Below are 17,913 nucleotides of genomic sequence, written 5' to 3'. Positions count from 1 at the left end.
AAAAATCGCTTTCAAAACTACGGTCGATGGTTGCGTTTGACATCGGCTTCTATTATTTTCTTTTTTTTTACTCTTTATACCTCTTCCGGTATGGTAGCGGGAGACATCCTCTTCGAATCAGTCTTTGGATTGAGCTACCATATGGGTTTGTTTTTAACAGCAGGTGTGGTAGTTTTTTTACACTTTCTTAGGGGGTTTTCTTGCTGTTAGCTTAACTGATGTTATTCAGGGATCTCTTATTGGTTCTTGCAGTGGTTATTGTTCCCATCATTGCCCTTACGGATATCGGAGGTATTGTCCCTTCAATGCAAATTATAAAAGAGTTCAATGCTGATCTGCTCAGTTTTTTAGGTAAAAAAATCTTTTGGCTATTGTTTCTTTGACAACCCTGGAGATTGTGTTATTTTGGACAACCTTATATCATTGTTTGTGCGTTTTACGGCCATTCACTTTGTTAAGCAAATGACCTCAGCCCGTAGAATCGGTATTTCTTGGATGATATTTTCTGTAGTTGGAAGTATGTGTCCGACTTATAGGAATTGCCTACGTGGATAGATATAAATTTACCCTGAACAATCCGGAGATTATTTATTCATTTTTCACAATGGCTGTTTCAGCCGTTTATCGGAGGTTTTCTACTCTCAGCTATTTTGGCAGCGGTTATGAGCAGAATTTCCTCGCAACTATTGGTAACCTAAAGGTTATCACGGAAGATTTTTACAAATCCTTTTTTCGTTGAGAGACCTCTGATAAAGAACTTGTGTTAATAGGTCGTATGGCAGTTCTGCTTGTGGCGATCATCGCTATTTTACTTTCCCTGCGCACCAATGAGAATTTTTTAAGTTTGGTGGCCCATGCTTGGGTAGGTTTTATCGTGACGTTCGGACCTTTTGTGGTGTTGTTTTCTTTATATTGGAAGAGAACAAGCGGTTTAGGCATTTTATTCGGAATGGTCACGGGAGTCCTCACCGTTTTATTTTGGCTTAATATTCCGTCTTTTTAAGGATATGCTTTATGAGATTATTCCCGGATTTTATCGGCTTCTTTAGTAATTATTACAGTAAGTCCTTTAAGTAAAAAAAACTGATAAAGAAACCATTAGTAAGTTTGATGAAGTGCTTTACTTTTTAAGAGCCTCTAAAAAGTAAATTTTACTATATAAAATTCAATTTATTGCATTGAAAGTTATTTGAAAAATATAATAGCATATTTATGAACCCAGATATACTTAAAAGGGCCCGGAGGTGGCTTTCACAATCTTATGATTCAACTACACGCCAGAGGGTAAGGGAACTTATTGAAAGTCAACCTCAAGAACTTGTGGAAGCTTTTTATAAAGACCTGGAATTTGGTACCGGTGGCATAAGAGGCATTATGGGAGTGGGTACTAATCGTATAAATTGTTACACGGTAGGAGCCACTGCCCTGGGTTTGTTTCGGTATCTTAAAAAACGTTTTTCCGACAAAAAGGAACTCCGTGTGGCTATTGCGTGCGATGTGCGCAAAAACAGTGATTTTTTTGCCCAAAGCGCCGCTTCGGTTCTTTCAGCTCAGGGAGTAAAAGTTTTTTTATTCGAAGGATTTCGCCCTACTCCGGAGTTGTCTTATGCAGTTCGGCAATTACAGTGCTTTGCCGGCATTATGATTACCGCCTCGCACAATCCACCTGAATATAATGGTTATAAAGTGTATGGCGAAGACGGGGCGCAGCTGGTATCTCCTTATGATCAATATATTTTAAAGGAAATTCAAGAAATCTCTGTTGAAGATATCGATTTTAAAGGCAATTCTTCTCTTATTCATAGTCTAGGTACTGCTATGGATGAAGCTTTTATAAAAACGGCTATAAATAACTCCTCATTCAGTGCTTTGGGAAAGAAAGATTTGCGCATTGTGCTTAGTCCATTACATGGAACTGCTATCGCCATAGCCCCGGAGGCCTTTCGTCGCGCCGGCTTTGAAAGCTTTTCTGTGGTAGAGAAGCAAGCAATTCCCGATGGGAATTTCTCTACGTTAAGCTCACCTAATCCCGAAGAACCCTCTGCCTTTTTTATGGCCATTGAGCAAGCAAGGGCGCAGCAGGCAGATCTTGTTTTTACTACGGATCCGGATGCCGATCGTCTGGGAGTAGCTCTTCGCGATGAACAGGGAGAGTTTGTATTGCTTAGCGGCAATCAAACCAACACTCTGTTGATAGACTACCTGTTAAAACAATTGAAAATCAAAGGCCGTCTGAATCAACCTTCGTTTATAGCCTCTACTTTGGTAAGTTCAGATATTTTTTCAGCATTGGCCGGTAAATACGGTGTCGATTATGAGAAAGTGTTTACAGGATTTAAATGGATCTCAAAATTAATTCGTGAACGTGAAGGACAAGCCTTATTTATAGGGGGAGGGGAAGAGAGTTACGGTTTCATGGTAGGAGATTTTGTGCGTGATAAAGACTCTATTACCTCTATGTTGCTTATGGCTGATTTAGCTTCCGCTGCCAAAGCCGAAGGATCCAGTGCTTATCGAAAATTACTAGAAATTTACGTACATCTGGATTGCCATGAAGAAAAACTTATTACGCTCACGCGTAAAGGCGCCTCGGGAGCTAAGGAAATCGCTGAGATCATGAAAAGCTGGCGTATAAACCCGCTGCAAAGCATCGGAGGCTCTCGAGTGATCGCCGTTGAAGATTATCAAAATTCTACAAGAAAAATATTTCCCGATAAGCAAGAGATTGCTTTGCGTTTTCCCCCTTCTAATATGTTGATCTATTATACTCAGGACGATACAAAGATTGCTTTGCGACCGTCAGGAACGGAACCTAAAATCAAATTTTATTTCTGTGTAAAATCCCCCTTGTCCAGTGTGGAAGATTACCCTCGGGTGAAAAAAAAGCTTAATGATAAAATTCAAGATATTATTGATGAATTGAAACTTTAAAAGTTAATTTCTTACACAAAACCCTTACTAAACGCTTAATTGACTTTTGAGCGTCAAACCGTGATTACCAGCCATATTCCTACTCTGCCCGGAAAGGTCAAATAACCGAATACGCTATTGACATATAAGTACCGATCGTTTTCTTCATAAAGCCCTTCCCATTTAGGATAACGATATTTTATGGGGCTCCATTTGATCTAGCTTGGTATTTCAATTTCGAATTGTATACCGTGGGTGTGGCACGCAAGAATAAGGTGAATGTTTTTAGGGAATTTCTTTACCTTCGCATTGAAATAGCTGGGATCATGCGATAGAAGGATCTTAAATATTTTCTTATCGAGCCCCTTACTAGCCTTCTCGAGGTTCCGTATTGTGGAAAGGGCGCGGGAAGGTCCAATTTTCCACTCCCATTATCGCTATTTATTGCCCGTTTCGCTCTATGAAAATCAACAACAGGACTGAAAATATATATTTCCACATGTGTATACCTACTAAGGTAGAGATCATCTTTTCATTTATTGTTAGTAGGAATATTATCATATAAAGCTTTGTGTTTTAGAAATGCGTTTTTCTTAGAGAAGTCTTTTATGTTAATTATATGCACTTTTTTTAGCTTAACCACCCTGGTTGCTTACCACATAAAAACTTTTTTTAAATATAGTCTAATGAACAAATAAAAATAATTATAGAATACTTTAATTATATGTGTTTAGAATCCTCTCAAGAGCAAGTATATAATCCCCTTCACAAAACTTCTCTGCTTTCTTAACAAAGTGAAGGCTTAAAACGCTTCATTATAAACTAGAGAAAAGAAATTTAATAAACAGAAGATTTATTTATGTAAATAAAGTAAAAAATAAGTAGTAAACCTGCTTAATAAGAAATATTTTTCTTGTTTTTAAGTTCTTTTGATAAACTCATCTTTCGTTTCTATAATGCGTCCTTTTAAGGTTAATTGATTTTCTAAATCTTGAGTAATTTTATCGTCAAGTCTTTTTTTGAGTATTTTGATTTTGCAATCACGATTCATTTCAGTTGAGGATACGGAGGCTTTATCGGAAGTAGTTTCTGCAGTTTCGTTTTTAAGCATTTCGCCATGACCCGTCAGGAACCATTCGGGGTTAAGTTCAGTATATGTGGACAATATGTTTTTCAACTTATCTGAACCTATAGTTCTCACTTGTCGAAGCAAGCCATGAGATATACCAGCTCTTTTGAGAAATTCACGAATACTAATAGAATTATAATCAATAAATTGTTTAAGTCTGTATATAGTATTATGCAATATAATCTTCATTGTATTGCTTATTTGAATAATAGTATCATACATTTATTTCCATGAGACCATCAACCCTTATAATCTATAAAGAAAAAACTTAGCGTTTTCAGATCATAGCTATATACTTAGCATAAGTTATCCGGTCTGGCTATTCCCATAGTAATCTAAGGATAGCTTCGCTTAGCGACACATAAATGTTGACGTCTCTTATTTCAAAATCTCTTATTTAAACAATATAAACCAAAGGTTTCAAAAGCCCTCAAGGCTCTTGTCGAGCCTTTTAGCTAAAACCATACAAACATCATGAAAGAAAGCGAGAGTTTAAAGCTCTAATAGATAGTATCGTATATTCTTGAAAAACTTACGGAAGCCATAGAAATGAGCGTAGCTTTTAAAAAGCTCACTATAGAGAAGAAATATAAATACCGCTTGGCTCAATCTCTGGAATTGAGCTACCCTTTTTCTGTATCGATCAGCGTAATAGATGCTAAAGTTCTTAATCAAGCATAATGTCAAGGGAAGGTATATAGATCCTTAGCTAAAGAGAAGCTCAAGATAAGGATCGATAAGCTAAATACATATTTAGAACACAAGAGTTCCCTACTTCTCAGCGATGAGTAAAAGCTAAATCTTCTCTCAGCTATAGAATGGTATTGCTTAAAGCCATGAGAGAATAACCTGAGTATAAAGCAACAGATCTGAATATTCTGAGCAAAGAAAACAATCAATAAAGGCAATGGCTCTTACTCATTGAAAAAGCTTTCTCATTACTACTAAAAGGATTCCTTGAAATTTTGTTTGTAGTTTTGCAGCGATCTCAGGATTTTTTACTATGTCACAGGTCAAATATATTTTCGTCACTGGAGGGGTAACTTCTTCCTTAGGTAAGGGCATCGTTTCGGCCTCTTTAGGAATGTTACTACAAGCGCGTGGCTATAAGGTAACTATTCAAAAACTCGATCCATATATCAATATAGATCCGGGTACACTCAATCCTTATGAGCATGGCGAGTGCTTTGTCACGGAAGATGGCGCTGAAACCGATATGGATTTAGGACACTACGAGCGTTTCCTTAATGATTTTACTTCGCAGGCCAATAATGTGACCTCAGGAGGCATTTATCAAACCGTTATCGAAAAAGAACGCCGTGGGGAATATTTAGGAAAAACCGTACAGGTCATACCACATATTACCGATGAGATCAAACGACGAATTCAATTACTGGGTAGTTCGAATCAATACGACATTATTATCACCGAAATCGGCGGAACCGTCGGAGACATCGAATGCCTGCCTTATATAGAAGCGGTGCGTCAGCTCAAATGGGAGCTTGGCCCTGCCAATAGTTTGGTTATTCATTTAACCTTATTACCCTTTCTAAATACTACCGGTGAGCTTAAAACCAAGCCTACCCAGCATTCAGTGCGTTATCTCATGGAGAGCGGCATACAGGCGGATCTTTTGGTATGCCGTAGCCAGGAAGCTGTTTCTGGAGAGCTTCGTGATAAGCTGGCTCTTTTTTGTAACGTCAGGTCCGGAAGGGTATTCGAGTCTATAGACGCCGATACGATCTATGATGTTCCAGAGTTATTATTTGCGCAAGGCTTTGACCAGTCAGTGTTGAGCGATTTAGACCTTTCTCATGCTGTCTTACCTGATTTATCAATCTGGCAAAATTTTCTAAGAAAGTATAAAAATCCCAAAAAAGAGATCACTATTGCGCTTGTTGGTAAATATATAAACCTTCATGACGCTTATAAATCTATTAATGAAGCGCTAATACATGCAGGAGCTTATAATGAAGTACGTGTAAAAATTCGTTGGATATACTCCGGCGGTATTAATGAAAAAAATATATCTAAATCTTTCAAAGATACCTTAGGTATTATTGTAGCTCCTGGTTTTGGAAAACGTGGGATTAACGGAAAAATACTAGCTGTAGAGTATGCCAGGAATCATAAAATTCCATTCTTGGGTATTTGTTTAGGTATGCAAATAGCAGCTGTTGAATTTGCAAGAAATGTTTTAGGTATAGATGCGCAAAGCGCGGAAATTTATCCAAATGCAGAACATCCTGTTATCGATCTGATGGAAGCTCAGAAAGTATTGACCCAAAAGGGCGGAACCATGCGTTTAGGCGCCTGGAGTTGTAGTGTTGAAAAGAATTCTCTTCTCTGGGATATTTATGCCAAGGAAGAAATAAGTGAGCGTCACAGGCATCGTTATGAATTTAATTCCGATTATCTAGAGGTCTTTTCTAGAGCAGGCATGAAGTTTTCAGGTGTCAATCCCGAAACAGGTCTGATTGAAGCGATAGAACTTAAAGGACATCCTTTTTTTATAGGAGTTCAATACCATCCTGAATATAAAAGTATGGTAGCTAACCCACATCCACTATTTATACATTTTGTAAAAGCTGCGGAAGCTTTTTTATCTAAATAAATCACCATATATGCAAGTTAGAAAAATCGATTACAACTCTTTAATAGGTTCCGTTTTGATCTCTCTTATTTTGATTGGATTTATCTATTTTAATAAGCCTTTTGAGCAGCAGACAATTAATGATAAGACATCTTCTTTAAGCAAATCTTTCACTCCAGTGGAAGCTCTTGAAAAACCTCTTGCTCATCCTCTTAATACGGGTAAAACTGGCGAGAGCATTCTGGAAAATGATGTCTTACGTGTAAAGGTCTCTAACTTAGGTGGAGAAATCAACGAAGTATTACTGAAGCAGTATAATGCTTATGATCATAAAAATGCTGATCACCCCACGGATCTTTATTTGGTAAAACCGGGTACTTTTTCTTTTGGGCTGAACTTGCAAAATTTGCAAAAGGAAAAGATATCAAGCCGGTCTTTGTTTTTTACACCTGATTTGAAGGAAACCTATACTCATTACAAATTGACGATGAGAGCGCTCTTGCCTTCCGGAGGAGAATTGAATTATACTTATGTATTGCCTAAAAAAGAAGCTTATAAATTAGATTTTAACATAAGGACTCGCGGTATTCTTTCTTTTGCTCTGGCCGATTCTGTTTCCCTAAACTGGAAACAAAAGGCAATGAGCTTTGAAAAGAGCTCTAATTGGGAAAATAATTACACTCAGATGTATTATGCCTATAGAAACAGAGAAAAAGTAAAATATCTAAGTGAAACCGGTCAGGATGAGGAAGAGGTGCGAGGAGCTAACTGGCTCGCCAATAAACAGCAATTTTTCACCAGCATACTTTCTTCAGAGCAAGCTTTTAAAGAGGTGAAAATCCAATCAAAAACACTTCATTCTAAATCCGATCTTAAATGGTTTCAGGTATCGGCTCCTCTAGAGTTAGTTTCTAATGAGCTTGATTATAAAGGAGAGTGGTATTTTGCCCCTCTTAATTACGATTTACTCAAGGCTTACGGTCAGAATTTTGAAGATGTCATTCCCTTTGGCTGGGGTATTCTCAAATGGTTAAACAAGTATTTTTTCCTGGTGATCTTCCAGCTTCTCGAAAAAACACAACTTAACTACGGTATTATCATAATTCTGATGACTATTGTGGTGAAACTTATTCTCTCGCCCATTACATATCGGCAGTATAGGCTTAGTGCGATGATGAAAGTCATCCGTCCCGAGATAGAGGAGCTCAATGCAAAACTTAAGGGAGCGAACCCGTTAAAAAAACAACAGGCCACCATAGAACTTTATCGAAAAACTGGCGTCAATCCCATGTCGGGCTGTTTACCGGCGCTTTTACAGATTCCTATTTTTTACGCGCTTTTTAAATTTTTCCCGACCGTTATTAATTTGCGCGGGCGACCTTTCCTTTGGGCTGATGATCTGACCTCTTATGATTCGATTTACCATCTGCCTTTTTCTGTGCCTCTTTACGGAGATCATGTGAGTTTATTCACCTTGCTCTATGCCGGAGCTTTGTTAGTCTACACTAAAATAAGCGGAAGCGGCAATATGAGCCAGCCTGGACAAGAAGGGATGCCTGATATAAGATTTATGATATATTTAATGCCCCTTATGATGCTTTTGTTTATCAACAGTTACGCCTCAGGTCTTTCATTATATTACTTTGTATCAAACACCCTTAATATCGCGCTTATCTTTATTATTAAGCGCTACATACTTGACGAAAAGAGCATTCATAAGAGAATACAGGAGAATAAATCTAAGCCTAAAAAAAAGAGTCTATGGCAGGAGCGACTGCAAAAAATGATGAAAGAAGCTCAAAAACAACAATCTTTAAAGAAAAATCAAAGTAAGAATTAATCTTTAATATATCATATCGATTTCTTTAGGAAAGAAATACTCTTGCGTCCCTTTTGCTAAGGAAACCACTAAACGGCCGTCTTTATCAATTCCTTGAATTTCGCCCTCATAAATTGAGTGATCTATCTTAAAGTAGTTTTTTTGATTTTTTCCAAAAAGATGCAACAGGTAGTAATTTTTAAGACTTTGCTCTTCTCCTTGAATGAGCTTCCGGTATTCTTTTTGTAGATTCTTCAATAAGCTTATAAGAAGTTCTTTAAGAATAAAGGTTTTATTCAATATATTTTTTAGTGAAGAAGCCTTGCTGAGCGTTTCAAATTTTTCCTGATGAACGTTTAACCCGGTACCTATGACCGAGTGCTGAATATACCCTTTACTTATTTGATTCTCGATGAGAATACCTGCTATTTTCCGTCCATTTAAAAGTAAGTCATTGGGCCATTTGATCGAAAAGCCCTCTCCTTCAAGAGAGAGTCTTTTATGAAGCCCGTTAGAGATACATATATTTAGTAGAAAATTTTTTCTCGCCGAGAGATGAGTTCGGAATGAAAAACTGAAAGTTAGATTTTTAGCTTTTTCTCCTTGCCAGTGGTTGCCATAGGTCCCACGGCCTTTAGTCTGCTTGAGTGCCCATGCAACGGTCCATTCATATGGGGAGTTATGAAGTTGTGATTTTTTCAGATAGTCCTGAGTAGAATCAATCGTATCTAATTCAGTTAGGTATACTGGATATAAAAATGAATGCATATTTGAAATATATCTATTATCAGCTGACGTAAGAAAATCTTATTTATTTACTTTTGCACTTGGTAAAGATATATGCCTGAAATATTTATGTTATTAGAGGTAATAATTTCTACTCTGCTTGAAACGATTATCAAAGGAATTCGGCAAATCAAAGGTGAGGATAGTACTATCTTAGATCTTACACAAATAGAAAACATTATTTTTGGTTATTCTTCCGTTTACAGTGGAAGCTCTTCGACACAAATTTCTGCTATCGCCGCTTCACTGGAAGAGCAGGTATTTAGAAATACTCGAGAACTGATGGACTTACCAATGTGCATTGGGTGTTAATAGATTATGATGTTGTGATTGTACATATCTTTCAAAGATCGATAAGAGAATATTACGATATAGAAAACCTTTATGGAGAGAAAATGATCAAATGAAGAAAACAAGATAATGGATAAAAAATTAAAAAATAAAAACAACTTTTTTTGGGTATATACATTTATATTGCTCGTTTTTCTGGGTATATTTTTCTTTCAATCTTCTTTTTCGGGAGTTAAGCGAATCAATCAGGAAGTGTTTTTTGAAATGCTCTCTAAGGGTGAAGTTCAGAAGGTATTGATCAGACATCGTGAGTCTGCGAGTGTCTGGGTGAAAAAAGAATTTCTTAAAAAGTCCACTGAAGAAAATAATAATTCTTATCTCTCTGGAAAGAACCTTCCTTTAGCTAATGTGGCCCAATACGAGTTTGAAATAGGAGACCTTCAGCTTTTCCAGCAAAAATTTCAGGAGCACAAACAACTCTATCAGTTAGATGCGGTCATCGATTTTAAAAATGAACAAGAATATAGTATTGGAAAATTTTTTGCTGAATACGGATTATTCTTTTTGTTGCTTATCGTATTTTGGGTATTTATTTTCCGTCGTATCGGAGCAGGTGGGGGCCCTGGAGGTCAAATCTTTAATATTGGAAAATCCAGAGCTAAGTTATTTGATGAAAATGATAATGTGAAAACTACCTTTCAGGATGTGGCGGGCCTTGAGGGAGCTAAAGAGGAAGTGCAGGAAATCGTAGAGTTTCTTAGAAGTCCGGATAAGTACACCAAGCTTGGAGGAAAAATTCCTAAAGGTGCTCTTTTGGTAGGTCCTCCGGGAACCGGAAAAACACTTTTAGCCAGGGCGGTTGCAGGTGAGGCAAAAGTACCTTTCTTCTCTCTTTCCGGCTCTGATTTCGTTGAAATGTTTGTAGGCGTAGGCGCTTCGCGGGTAAGAGATCTCTTTAAACAGGCCAAAGACAAATCTCCTTCCATAATTTTTATCGATGAAATCGATGCTATAGGTCGCGCCCGTGGAAAAAATAATATTACCGGGGCTAATGATGAACGTGAAAATACCCTAAATCAGCTTCTTACTGAAATGGATGGTTTTGGAACGAATACGAATGTCATCGTTATGGCGGCTACCAATCGTTCGGATATTCTCGATAAAGCTTTATTACGTCCTGGACGTTTTGATCGCACTATTTTCGTTGATTTACCTGAATTGAATGAGAGAAAAGAAATTTTTCGAGTCCATCTTCAGAAACTTACGCTTGCAAAGAAAGTAGATATTGATTTTCTCGCTCGTCAGACCCCCGGATTTAGCGGTGCGGATATTGCGAATGTTTGTAACGAATCGGCGCTTATAGCAGCGCGTAAAGACAAAACCGAAATAGAGCATCAGGATTTTTTGGATGCTATAGACCGTATCATAGGAGGTCTGGAAAAGAAGAATAAGATTATTAAGCCGAATGAAAAAAAGCGTATCGCTTATCATGAAGCGGGACATGCTACGGTGAGCTGGCTTATAGAACACGCTGCTCCGCTCATAAAGGTTACCATAGTGCCGCGTGGACGCTCTTTGGGAGCTGCTTGGTATCTTCCGGAAGAGCGTCAATTAACTACCTTTGAGCAGATGCTCGACGAAATCTGCGCCCTTTTGGGAGGGCGTGCTGCTGAACAAGTCATATTTGGAAATGTCTCTACAGGGGCATTAAATGATCTGGAACGAGTGACAAAGCAAGCGCAATCTATGGTGGCTATTTTTGGATTGAACAAGCGTATCGGAAATATTTCGTACTACGATTCCACAGGGCAGAGTGAGTATGCTTTTAACAAGCCTTATAGTGAAAATACCGCGCGCATCATCGACGAGGAAATATCTAAAATTATCGAGGAACAATACCAGCGCGCTTGTCAATTGCTTAGAGATAATAATATTAAGCTTATAGAATTAGCCAGTAAATTACTTGAAAAAGAGGTTATCTTCGGAGAAGATCTCGAAAAAATATTTGGAAAAAGAGCCTTTGCTGATGAAGTAGGTGATATACTAAAAGTTTTGAATCCACCTCTTGAAAAAGAGCACTCATAGAGAATAACCTTCTTTTGAAGGGGTTTTATTAATTTACATTCTGTGCTTGATTTTTTAAAGAAAATATCTTCTATTTTTCCGAGGAAAGTACCTGATCAAAAGACCTATATCCCACATTCTCTCTCACGTATAAAAGAAGAGAGCCAGGAGGTGCACTTTGCCAGAAAATTTTCCTTTTGTGGAGGGCGTTTTTTGTATTGTGAATCTTCAGAGCAAGCACTGAATTTTTTGAAAGAAATCATTAAAGAAAATAGCATTGAACGATTTTGGTGTCCCGATACTCGTTTGCAAATCTACCTTAGATCTCTTTCTACAGCTTTTGATAAAACTCCTGAGAAAGAATATTTTAATCTGATATTCTGCGAATACCTTATCGCTAAGGACGGGAGTGTAATGCTCTCGTCAGATCAGATGGGCGGTTGGAAGCTTTTTGAGCTTTCCAGTCATTTTATAATATTAGCTTCGAGTCGTCAGATCGTGAGTACTATTGATGATGCCCTGCGACGTATAAAAGCTTTTAAGGGCAATCGTATCCCCACCAACATTACCACTATAAGGGGTAATGAGCCAGGGGTTTTTTATTCAGAATCTCAGAAGAAAAATATTTATTTACTACTTACTGATGATGCTTAAAAGCGAATCTTCTCTGAGAGCTCTTTGGGGAGCTTTATATGTAATGACGGTGCTAATTTGCATCATTTTAGGTTTTGCTTTCTTTAAAGCACTTATGCTTATCTTCTCGCTTTTATGCTTAAGAGAGTTTTTTATTATTACAACTTTGAGTGTGCAATTATCAGGTATTCTTTTGAGCACTCTCATTATAGGGATGCTCATTGATTTTTTCTTACCTCATGGCGGTATTATAAGGAATCCGGTGATTTTATTGATGTTTCTTTTCCCTGCGCTTATCGCTTTTGAATTTTTTTCTGATGCTTCCTCCGAAGAGAAACTTCGTCGTATAGCGTATGTTATTTTCGCGTTGTTTTATATTTTCATTCCCTTTACATTGGCCTGTCAGCTTTATTTGCTGAAAGGCAAGAAGTTGCTTTTGGGGATATTTTTACTTATATGGATTAATGATACCTTCGCTTATCTGACAGGAAAGTGCTGGGGTAAGCGTAAGTTGACCTCAGATATTTCTCCTGGAAAAACCATGGAAGGCTTTTTAGGGGGAGTAACATTTTGTATGGTCACTGCGGTCGTTTTTTACTATGTATGGTCACAAAGCTATTGGCTCGGCATAGGACTCATTGTAGGAATTTTTGGTACACTAGGGGATCTGGTGGAATCACTCATTAAACGTGCCTGTCGGGTAAAAGATTCAAGCAACTGGTTTCCCGGACACGGTGGATTTCTTGATCGGCTGGACAGTTTTATATTTGTTATGCCTGTTGTAATGATTTACATCACTTTATTTTATTAAAATTTATGATGATTCACAAAGAAGGATATACAATTTTATTGAGCGCTTTGGCGTTATTTGTCATTATTATTGTAGGAGTGTCTTATTTTTTCTCTGCCAGGGCAGCTGCTTTAGTGGTTTTACCTGTTTTTCTCCTCTATGTTTTTCTGCTGTGGTTCTTTAGAAATCCTCAGCGGAAATCTAATGTGAAGCTCAATGAGGTGGTGGCTCCCGTGGACGGCAAGATAGTAGTCTTAGAGGAGATTTTCGAACCTGAATTTCTAAAGCAATGCGTTTTGCAGCTTTCTATCTTTATGTCTCCTTTAAATGTGCACGTAACGCGTTATCCGGTATCGGGAAAGATAATCTATTCTAAATACCATTCGGGAAAATATCTCGTAGCCTGGCACCCCAAGTCCTCTACTAAAAATGAACGCACCAGTGTGGTGGTAGAAACAGTTTCTAAACAACAAGTGCTATTTCGGCAGATTGCAGGCTTTCTAGCCCGGCGAATTGTGCTCTATGCGCGCATAGGAGCACAGGCTGAGGCAGGAAAAGAATTCGGATTTATTAAATTTGGTTCACGTTTGGATGTTTTTTTACCCCTGGGCACTAAAGTTAAGGCAGCGCTTGAGGATAAAGTCATAGGGGGACAAACCATTCTAGCTACTCTTTCAGATAAACCGATAAAATAAACCACAAAAGATCATGAAAAACCAGTGGATTCTCATCTTGTTCAGCCTTGCGCTCCTGTTCCTTTCTTGCACTCAAAATCCCGGCGGTAACAAGGGAAATTATCCTTTAGAGGAAATATTGAATAAATAGATTTTTTCTCCGGGCGCCACAGATCTTTTCTTGATAATTCCCCATGAATACTAATCGGAATTGTCAAATGATTTTTTCCGTAATTTTCTTTAATGCTTCCTCCCCTTCATATCTTGTGTAATTTTGGCTTCTTTAAGCCATCCGATTTCAAGGTCTATGTTGGCTTCACCTTTGCCGCTTAAAGAAAAACGCTCGCTGCCTTGCGCGTTTTTTATAGAACTACTGATCCTATCTATTATAACGTCTATCTTTATTTGAGCATTATTATCTTTAATCAATATAAGGGTATAATTTTTAACATCCGACTTTTTTTCTTCTCTTTGGGAGAAGCTATCTATTTTTTCTTGCCAAGATTTTCCTATAGTGATTTTTTTCGATGGAAAACGCAGGGGAAGCTGTTCGTAGGTTTTCTTAAAGAACTGATCGCTAAAATTTTGCTGCAATACATTTGTAATACCTTCTATAGATTGTGAAGGCATTTTTTTAGCTATCAACTCTTTTTTTATGACTGTATGATTTGATCAAATCCTTTTACGATCAATACTTCTCCGTTTTTATCCAACTGTACTTTCAGGTTCTTACCAAGGATAGCTCTCATCATATCCCGAAAGAGCCCTCTTTAATCATCAGGATTTTTATCGGCAGTATTTACGATAACATGTATCCTTTCCATTTACTTGCTTTGGTGTGGATGTTTTTGTACTGCATTTGACAAATATAAGTGATTAGGTTTTTCTTTTTTAGGTGTAAAAATAATTCAAATCTTATGCTTTGTTTTATAATTTCTTTTTTATTGTTTATCGTTTGCTTATGTTTTTGAACATTACTTATTTATTAGAGGATAACTGCGTGTAAGATTCAATTTATAAAGCAATTGAATATCCTTACCATTTTTGTTCTGCAGTTGTATTTTCAAGTACATTTTCTTCATTTTCAAAAGCTTTTTCAGTTATTTTTTTAGCATGCTAATGACAGAATTAAGAGTTTTTTTTTAGGAAAATAAGATTTAATTTTTTATACGTAAAAGGAATTTTACCTAACTTTTATGTAAAACTTAGTATGTAAAAATAAGAGTACACTTGTCAGAGATTTGACCATCGAAACGATGATCTTCTTTGTCAAAAATTTTAAGATTTTCTATAGTACGGATGTCATTTACTGCCGTAAAACGCGCCATAAGTCCTCGTGCTTTTTTCGCATATATCATAATACTTTTTAGTGTATCATTTTTATAATCTTTAAAAAAATAACGTATGATCTTTCCCTTAAACTTTTTATGATTAATAACTTCTATATATTCTTCACTAGCTAGATCGATTAGTATTTTATTGGTTTCGAGTTGCTCCGTTAAGATGTTCTGTAATGAGCTCTTGCCAGTATTCATAAAGATTTTGCTGTTAATTCACTAAAAAAAGGAGTGCTTATCATCAGTCGGTAGGGCATGATCAGGTTATAAGGCCTTAGTAAGTCATAGAGTCCCGATAGAATATACATATGCTTTTGTAAATAATTTTGAGCATTCTTCTCAAGTGTTTCCGCCTGAAGTCCTTTGTAAACTTCGCCGTTGATTGATATGGCAACTTTCCATTTTCCCTTCTGAGGAAGCAGTAGTCCAGACTTGATTTTGTTGCCAGTTTTCTTGTGCCAGCTTTTCTGATAGTTTCATCAATTGGGCCAATTCTCCTTTAAGGTTTTCTCTCGGAGGATGTCTTAGAGCAGAATTTTTGCTTTTTTGATAAATACAGACTTTGTAAAGTCAGCTATTGCAGGTGATTTTTAGATTCAATAGCTATGCATATAAAACAACGAATGACGAATCTAGTTATTTTTGCATATAAAAAACTTAAAACTTGACTTAAGTTATAAAAAAATCCGTCTATTGTAATTGGACGGATTTTTAATCTTTTGCCAAAAGTATTTTATTTCACTTCCTCAAAATCTACATCTTGTACATTTTCGCCACTCTGATCAGCTCCGCTCGTGTTTTTAGATCCTTTTCCAGATGGATTTTCCATATTTGGAACATTTCCGCTACTTCGCTGAGCGCTATATAGTTCTTGCGAAGCGCCAGCCCAAACCTCATTAAGCGATTTTGTACCACGATCAATTTCTATAAAATTCTTGGAAGCATGCGCAGATTTTAACTCTTTTAAAGCACCTTCTATTTTTGTCTTGTTGCCTTCAGAGAGTTTATCTCCATAATCCTTAAGCTGTTTTTCAGTCTGGAATATAAGGGCATCCGCTGCATTGAGTTTATTAATTTCCTCCTTAGATTTTTGATCTTTATCAGCATTTTCTTGCGCTTCGCGTTTCATCTTTTCGATTTCTTCTGAACTTAAACCTGAAGAAGCTTCGATGCGAATAGATTGTTCCTTACCCGTGTCTTTATCTTTGGCAGATACGCTTAAAATACCATTAGCATCAATATCAAAGGTCACTTCGATTTGCGGTGTGCCTCTGGGAGAAGGTGGGATATCGATTAAATCAAAACGTCCGATTTCTTTATTGTCGTTAAACATGGGGCGTTCGCCCTGTCCTACGCGTATGGTTACGGCAGGCTGATTATCTGCAGCGGTAGAAAAAGTTTCAGATTTTTTAGTTGGAATGGTGGTGTTCGATTCAATGAGTTTAGTGAAAACTCCACCTAAGGTTTCTATACCTAAAGATAAAGGGGTAACATCGAGTAAAAGCACATCTTTGATATCACCGGTGAGTACACCTCCTTGAATAGCTGCACCTATGGCAACAACTTCATCAGGATTTACTCCTTTGGAGGGCTTCTTTCCGAAGAATTTTTCTACTTCTTCCTGTATCTTAGGAATACGTGTAGAGCCTCCTACTAAAATTACTTCATCGATGTCTTTGGCGCTTAACCCGGCAGCTTCCAGCGCTTTTCTACAGGGTTCCATAGAACGACGAATGAGCTCACTTGAAAGTTGCTCAAATTTTGTGCGTGTAATGGTTTTTACCAAATGTTTGGGAACTGAATCTATAGCTGTGATATAAGGGAGGTTTACCTCAGTTTGCGCACTTGAAGAGAGTTCTATCTTGGCTTTTTCCGCTGCTTCTCTCAGGCGTTGATGAGCCATAGGATCTTTCCTAAGATTAATTCCTTCTTCGGATTGAAAACCTTCGGCTAAGAAGTTAACGAGAATATCATCAAAGTCATCTCCGCCAAGTTTGGTATCTCCGTTGGTAGAAAGTACCTCGAACACCCCTTCGCCAAGTTCTAAAATTGAAATATCAAAGGTTCCCCCACCCAGATCATATACGGCAATTTTTTTATCCTGTTGACTCTTATCCAGTCCATAGGCCAAGGCCGCCGCAGTAGGTTCGTTAATGATACGCTCTACCTTTAAACCTGCGATTTCTCCGGCTTCTTTAGTGGCTTGACGCTGGGCATCGTTAAAATAAGCAGGAACGGTGATTACTGCGCGACTCACTTCTTGACCAAGATAATCCTCGGCCGTTTTTTTCATCTTTTGTAAGATCATCGCCGAAATTTCCTGAGGTGTATAGAGTCTGCTATCTATATCTAACCTATCTACCCTTGGGGTGTCGTTAGGTCCTTTTACTACTTTGTAAGGTACACGACCAACTTCATGAGAAACATCCGAAAACTTCGTTCCCATGAAGCGTTTGATAGAGAAAATAGTTTTTTGTGAATTAGTAACGGCTTGACGTTTGGCCGGATCGCCTATTTTTATTTCGCCTCCTTCGACGAAAGCCACCATAGAAGGGGTAGTTCGTTTTCCTTCGGAGTTAGGGACTACCGTAGGGTCGTTCCCTTCCATTACGGCAACACAGGAGTTAGTGGTTCCTAAATCTATGCCAATAATTTTACTCATCTTTTTAATTTTTATCTCTCTTGCTTTTGTCAAGCATTATGCCATAAATAAAGAAATGATTTCTTAAATTGAATTATGTCAGTTGTCCGTTGAAAGATATAGACTATGAAATGACATAAAGTCATTATTTCGTTGTCCTTGTCATGAATTTTATCGTATTATGCTGGTTTTATTTATATCTTAAAAAGAAATTTTTTAATCTCTTTACGGTCCTTGGATAGGAAT

General features: G+C 37.5%; 22 protein-coding genes. 14 read left to right on the top strand and 8 right to left on the bottom strand.

The features are described 5' to 3' along the window. Window positions 1-30 precede the first annotated feature (30 nt). From CS842_RS07195 to CS842_RS03950, 5 genes are all read left to right on the top strand, one after another. On the top strand, window positions 31-210 hold the full coding sequence (locus CS842_RS07195) for a sodium:solute symporter family transporter (protein ID WP_346962750.1): 180 nt from the start codon (window positions 31-33) through the stop codon (window positions 208-210). Between the two features lie 8 nt (window positions 211-218). Then, a complete protein-coding gene (locus CS842_RS07190) occupies window positions 219-383 on the top strand; it encodes a hypothetical protein (protein WP_241518441.1) in 165 nt (54 codons plus the stop codon). 192 nt (window positions 384-575) lie between these two features. Beyond that, window positions 576-698, top strand: a complete 123-nt coding sequence (locus CS842_RS07910; RefSeq protein WP_146037491.1) for a sodium:solute symporter family transporter — start codon at window positions 576-578, stop codon at window positions 696-698. Between the two features lie 77 nt (window positions 699-775). Next, complete coding sequence (locus CS842_RS07905; RefSeq protein WP_103327581.1) at window positions 776-1,003, top strand: sodium:solute symporter family transporter; 228 nt, start codon at window positions 776-778, stop codon at window positions 1,001-1,003. Between the two features lie 209 nt (window positions 1,004-1,212). Then, the gene (locus CS842_RS03950; RefSeq protein ID WP_103327580.1) at window positions 1,213-2,931 is read left to right on the top strand and encodes a phospho-sugar mutase; all 1,719 of its coding nucleotides are present in this window, start codon (window positions 1,213-1,215) and stop codon (window positions 2,929-2,931) included. An 898-nt stretch (window positions 2,932-3,829) separates the two neighbouring features. On the opposite strand, the gene CS842_RS03945 is transcribed toward CS842_RS03950, so the two are convergent. After that, on the bottom strand, window positions 3,830-4,228 hold the full coding sequence (locus tag CS842_RS03945; RefSeq protein ID WP_146037447.1) for a hypothetical protein: 399 nt from the start codon (window positions 4,226-4,228) through the stop codon (window positions 3,830-3,832). Between the two features lie 360 nt (window positions 4,229-4,588). Between CS842_RS03945 and CS842_RS07455 the strand changes: the two genes are divergently transcribed. From CS842_RS07455 to yidC, 3 genes are all read left to right on the top strand, one after another. Beyond that, on the top strand, window positions 4,589-4,720 hold the full coding sequence (locus CS842_RS07455; protein WP_265614157.1) for a hypothetical protein: 132 nt from the start codon (window positions 4,589-4,591) through the stop codon (window positions 4,718-4,720). Between the two features lie 322 nt (window positions 4,721-5,042). After that, on the top strand, window positions 5,043-6,653 hold the full coding sequence (pyrG, locus tag CS842_RS03940) for a CTP synthase (RefSeq protein WP_103327578.1): 1,611 nt from the start codon (window positions 5,043-5,045) through the stop codon (window positions 6,651-6,653). Between the two features lie 10 nt (window positions 6,654-6,663). Next, window positions 6,664-8,472, top strand: a complete 1,809-nt coding sequence (gene yidC / locus CS842_RS03935; protein ID WP_103327577.1) for a membrane protein insertase YidC — start codon at window positions 6,664-6,666, stop codon at window positions 8,470-8,472. Window positions 8,473-8,475: 3 nt separating this feature from the next. On the opposite strand, the gene CS842_RS03930 is transcribed toward yidC, so the two are convergent. Then, window positions 8,476-9,219, bottom strand: a complete 744-nt coding sequence (locus CS842_RS03930) for a biotin--[acetyl-CoA-carboxylase] ligase (RefSeq protein WP_103327576.1) — start codon at window positions 9,217-9,219, stop codon at window positions 8,476-8,478. 72 nt (window positions 9,220-9,291) lie between these two features. On the opposite strand from CS842_RS03930, the gene CS842_RS03925 reads away from it, so the two are divergent. From CS842_RS03925 to CS842_RS03905, 6 genes are read left to right on the top strand one after another with little or no spacing between them, the layout of a single operon-like run. Continuing rightward, complete coding sequence (locus CS842_RS03925; protein ID WP_241518436.1) at window positions 9,292-9,549, top strand: RsfS/YbeB/iojap family protein; 258 nt, start codon at window positions 9,292-9,294, stop codon at window positions 9,547-9,549. Next, entirely contained in the window at window positions 9,534-9,644 is a 111-nt protein-coding gene (locus CS842_RS08145; protein WP_488192422.1) for an RsfS/YbeB/iojap family protein, read from the top strand. The genes CS842_RS03925 and CS842_RS08145 overlap by 16 nt, the downstream gene beginning before the upstream one ends. Before the next feature lie 13 nt (window positions 9,645-9,657). Next, window positions 9,658-11,613, top strand: coding sequence for an ATP-dependent zinc metalloprotease FtsH (gene ftsH, locus CS842_RS03920; protein ID WP_410468502.1), 1,956 nt, complete (start codon window positions 9,658-9,660; stop codon window positions 11,611-11,613). Window positions 11,614-11,655: 42 nt separating this feature from the next. After that, window positions 11,656-12,246 carry an LUD domain-containing protein gene (locus CS842_RS03915; protein WP_103327574.1) on the top strand — a complete coding sequence of 197 codons (591 nt, stop codon included), beginning with the start codon at window positions 11,656-11,658 and terminating at the stop codon, window positions 12,244-12,246. Continuing rightward, window positions 12,176-13,036 (top strand): phosphatidate cytidylyltransferase, encoded by an 861-nt coding sequence (locus CS842_RS03910; protein ID WP_103327573.1) that lies wholly within the window; start codon window positions 12,176-12,178, stop codon window positions 13,034-13,036. Before CS842_RS03915 ends, CS842_RS03910 begins: the two co-directional genes overlap by 71 nt. 5 nt (window positions 13,037-13,041) lie before the next feature. After that, window positions 13,042-13,710 (top strand): phosphatidylserine decarboxylase family protein, encoded by a 669-nt coding sequence (locus CS842_RS03905; protein WP_103327572.1) that lies wholly within the window; start codon window positions 13,042-13,044, stop codon window positions 13,708-13,710. Window positions 13,711-13,929: 219 nt separating this feature from the next. On the opposite strand, the gene CS842_RS03900 is transcribed toward CS842_RS03905, so the two are convergent. From CS842_RS03900 to dnaK, 6 genes are all read right to left on the bottom strand, one after another. Beyond that, window positions 13,930-14,334, bottom strand: a complete 405-nt coding sequence (locus CS842_RS03900) for a DUF6263 family protein (protein WP_146037446.1) — start codon at window positions 14,332-14,334, stop codon at window positions 13,930-13,932. 8 nt (window positions 14,335-14,342) lie between these two features. Beyond that, the gene (locus CS842_RS07900; RefSeq protein ID WP_430537316.1) at window positions 14,343-14,438 is read right to left on the bottom strand and encodes a hypothetical protein; all 96 of its coding nucleotides are present in this window, start codon (window positions 14,436-14,438) and stop codon (window positions 14,343-14,345) included. 456 nt (window positions 14,439-14,894) lie between these two features. Further along, window positions 14,895-15,224, bottom strand: coding sequence for a peroxide stress protein YaaA (gene yaaA / locus CS842_RS07450; protein WP_103327570.1), 330 nt, complete (start codon window positions 15,222-15,224; stop codon window positions 14,895-14,897). Then, window positions 15,221-15,409: a peroxide stress protein YaaA gene (gene yaaA, locus CS842_RS07895; RefSeq protein WP_430537315.1), complete on the bottom strand. Its 189-nt coding sequence runs from the start codon at window positions 15,407-15,409 to the stop codon at window positions 15,221-15,223. Before yaaA (CS842_RS07895) ends, yaaA (CS842_RS07450) begins: the two co-directional genes overlap by 4 nt. After that, window positions 15,366-15,506 (bottom strand): hypothetical protein, encoded by a 141-nt coding sequence (locus tag CS842_RS07170; RefSeq protein WP_241518435.1) that lies wholly within the window; start codon window positions 15,504-15,506, stop codon window positions 15,366-15,368. The genes yaaA (CS842_RS07895) and CS842_RS07170 overlap by 44 nt, the downstream gene beginning before the upstream one ends. A 253-nt stretch (window positions 15,507-15,759) precedes the next feature. Next, complete coding sequence (gene dnaK / locus CS842_RS03885; RefSeq protein ID WP_103327568.1) at window positions 15,760-17,688, bottom strand: molecular chaperone DnaK; 1,929 nt, start codon at window positions 17,686-17,688, stop codon at window positions 15,760-15,762. Window positions 17,689-17,913 lie beyond the last annotated feature (225 nt).

This window comes from Bacteroidetes bacterium endosymbiont of Geopemphigus sp., from assembly GCF_002904345.1.
In the GTDB taxonomy this organism is placed as follows: domain Bacteria; phylum Bacteroidota; class Bacteroidia; order Flavobacteriales; family Blattabacteriaceae; genus GSPS2-BC2016.
Note: the sequence above shows the minus strand (reverse complement) of the source record. Positions and strands in the feature narration are given on the sequence as shown.